This window comes from Syntrophorhabdaceae bacterium (assembly GCA_028713955.1).
GTDB lineage: Bacteria > Desulfobacterota > Syntrophorhabdia > Syntrophorhabdales > Syntrophorhabdaceae > UBA5609.
On sequence record JAQTNJ010000322.1, the window covers coordinates 1 to 3,014 of the forward strand.

At 49.2% G+C, this 3,014-nt stretch carries 5 protein-coding genes; 2 read left to right on the plus strand and 3 right to left on the minus strand.

What is annotated here, in order from left to right:
* Positions 1-408: 408 nt before the first annotated feature.
* Together PHU49_16445 and PHU49_16450 are read right to left on the minus strand one after the other, a co-directional pair.
* Positions 409-687 carry a hypothetical protein gene (locus tag PHU49_16445; GenBank protein ID MDD5245599.1) on the minus strand — a complete coding sequence of 93 codons (279 nt, stop codon included), beginning with the start codon at positions 685-687 and terminating at the stop codon, positions 409-411.
* An 89-nt stretch (positions 688-776) separates the two neighbouring features.
* The gene (locus PHU49_16450; GenBank protein ID MDD5245600.1) at positions 777-980 is read right to left on the minus strand and encodes a hypothetical protein; all 204 of its coding nucleotides are present in this window, start codon (positions 978-980) and stop codon (positions 777-779) included.
* Positions 981-1,253: 273 nt separating this feature from the next.
* Between PHU49_16450 and PHU49_16455 the strand changes: the two genes are divergently transcribed.
* A complete protein-coding gene (locus PHU49_16455; GenBank protein ID MDD5245601.1) occupies positions 1,254-1,985 on the plus strand; it encodes a DUF2071 domain-containing protein in 732 nt (243 codons plus the stop codon).
* A gap of 186 nt (positions 1,986-2,171) precedes the next feature.
* Here PHU49_16455 and PHU49_16460 read toward each other — a convergent pair whose 3' ends face one another.
* The gene (locus tag PHU49_16460; protein ID MDD5245602.1) at positions 2,172-2,714 is read right to left on the minus strand and encodes a lipocalin family protein; all 543 of its coding nucleotides are present in this window, start codon (positions 2,712-2,714) and stop codon (positions 2,172-2,174) included.
* Between the two features lie 90 nt (positions 2,715-2,804).
* Between PHU49_16460 and PHU49_16465 the strand changes: the two genes are divergently transcribed.
* Positions 2,805-3,014, plus strand: a 210-nt coding sequence (locus PHU49_16465) for an ATP-binding cassette domain-containing protein (protein MDD5245603.1), incomplete at its 3' end; no start/stop codon positions are given.

Genomic DNA, 3,014 nt, shown 5'->3' on the forward strand with positions numbered 1-3,014 from the left:
GTGACAATCCTCAATCACTACGTGCGAAAATATGATGAGCCGTACCTGAAAACACAGCACTACCTGAACCCGCATCCCGTTGAACTAATGCTCCGCAATCACGTGTAATGTGTCATGCTCGCATGACCTGTGAAATGTGAAAGGTAAAAAGTGAAAAGTTTTAAACCCCGGTACTTCACCGTAGAGCGTTGGTGTCGGGCTTGCTATTCACCGTTCACTATTCACTGTCTTTATCCAGCGTGTTTGCAAATAGGAACCTATAGCGAGTTCACGAGTGAGAGGGGGAGGCTCCACGGACTTTGTTCGTGGAGGGGGCGACGTGGGCCCCGGAAATAGCAAGGCCGACACCAACGCTCATCCTGATGAAAAATCCGGGTTAAATAGAGCTTGGTTATTGGTGATTGGTTATTATTGATCTTCTTGTTTCATCATACCCTTGACGATCTCCTGCGCGCGTTTTTCCGCCTCATCCATCTCTTTCGCGCACCCGTGGGTTCTTAAGAACTGTTTTACTTCCTCTACCCTCTGGGTCTGCCCCTTTTCAACGACATCGGAATACATCTCCATAAAAACCTTTTTGTCCTCCGGTGACAGGCACTCTTCCTGGGCACCCACGGCACAAGGGAAAAACATAAGGAACAGAACAAAGACGAGAAAAACGGCGCAATTGATTTTATTGAAAGACATCAAACACTCCCGTGATGATTATCGCCCGCATGTGTAAGGGGCATACCGCATCATCTCATGGAGGACATGGTATGCCCTGGTAATTATTTTCAGCAGCTGCAGGAACCGCTTCCGCAACCACCTTCAGCCTTCTTCGAGAGCTCCGATTGTATCATAAAGCCTGCGCCCATGGCAGACTTCACGAAATCGATGCTGACCGGTTTTACCTCTTCAAAAAGTTCCTTGTTCATGATAAACGTAACACCCTTTTCATTAAAGATCTGGTCATCATCATGTGGCTCATCCAGAGCCATACCCAATGAGGGCCCCGATCACCCACCCTCTGTCATCATGACCCGAATGGATTGAGGACCGTTTTTACCTTCAAGAAATTGCTTGATCATTTCACCTGCCATGTCAGATACCTCAAACATATTACACTCCTTTCCTTCAGTCTGTTATTGCTCGTTGCGCAATAACGGTATGCATTAGCATATACATTTCTCTGCCAATGTCAACCCCTTGCAGGTCGTGGGCTTGCAGCATTGTTTTTATTGAATAAATGTCCTATAGTATCTCCTGTGAGTATGCTCAAAAAGCTTTTCTCTGTGGAGATGCGTCTCCACGATATGCTTTATGTTTCGTACCTTATCCCTGTACAGCGACTTTTAGCCCGTATACCGCAAAATTTGCAGCTTGCCGAGGTGCAGAAGGGAAAGACCTTCCTCTCCCTCGTCATCTTCAGGGGAAAGACAAGCGGTGCGGCGACGGTCCCCACCCCTCCTATCCCCTTCGACCAGGTGAATATCCGCACCTACGTGGTCGACCCCTTGACAGGGCAGCCTGCCGTCTATTTCATCCATTGCGGCATCAGCGGCTCCCTCATCACATTCCTCTACAGGATCCTCTCCGGGATGCCGGTAGAACATACGCCATTTGCGATCCACACCTGCAAGGATATGGAGGGGAGGTATGACGCCTATGAGGTGTCGGGGATCTGGCACGGCCAATTTTCTATTAAAGCAGAGCAGACTGCAGAAAAAATAACGACCCTTGAGCCCTTTCCGTCACGGGAAGAGGCAATGTCCTACCTCGTCGACCCGCTTGCCGGATTTTACAGCGATACGAAGATCCTCCGCCGTCTTGAGGTCTTCCATGAACCCTTGGAACCAAGATTATGCTCGACATCTGAGGTACGATTCCCCTATCTCTCAAGCCTCGGGCTCGTCGAAGAGGAAGAGATCGCGAGGCCGCACAACGTCCTCCTTGTCCCCTATACACCCTTTCTCATCTACCTTCCGGCAAGAAAAGCAGCCTAAGAGAGAATCACCAAACACCAATAACCAATCACCAAATAATAACCAATATTCAATAACCAAAAAGACTTGCCGGCATTTCTTCCCGTTTGGGTATTCGGTCATTGGTTATTGTGAATTAAATGGTGATTGGTGTTTGGTTATTGGTTATTGAGTGGTCTTGCCATGAGCCATGAACTATGAGCCGTATTATGGCTGGGGCGTCTTGACAAGCTTCGTAATGTCATAGCCTTTCTCATTCCTGAGGCGTTCAAGGATCGTGTTGTAGAGGGTTTCGTCCATCCGCGGTTCCCGGCTTAAGATCCACAGGTATTTTCTTGACGGGTGGCCGACAACGGCATATTCGTAGTTTTTGCCAAGGTCGATTATCCAGTAGTCGCCGTAAAACGGCCAGAAGAAGGTAACCTTCAGCTTCGCGTTTGTTGTAATATCAACAACCTTCGCCTTCCCCTTCGCCCGGCTCGGTTCGGCATCGGGCGCGCCTCTTTTGCACTCGTTGAGGACATCGACCCTTCCATCGTCCAGTAGCGCGTATATGGCCTTCGTTGCCGTGCAGCCCTTCTGAAAACTCGCAGGGTAGCTTGCGATCTCATACCACGTGCCCACGTATCTTTTAAGGTCAACAGACTTTACAACCTCAAGGCGCGGCTGCACCTGCCGGACCGATGGAGAACAGTTGAACAACACGAAAAACACAGCCAACAGCGTAAGGAACATTTTGACCTTTGCCATACATGGATTATAATTCCTCGCCGCCGCCTTGTAAACATATCAGTCTCTTTGCCTATTTGCCATTTCCCTAAAAATATGGTCTTTTTAGGAATGCAGCCTGTTATACGTGTTGCAGATCTCTGGAAATATTACGGTGATGATGAACAGGGCGAACCCGCGCTCCGGGGGACAAATCTCGTGGTGGCTGCCGGCGATATTGTTGCCCTCTTCGGGAAAAGCGGCTCCGGCAAAACAACGCTCTTAAATCTTCTTGCAGGGCTGGACAGACCCACGCGGGGCATGATCGAGATAGAAGGACAG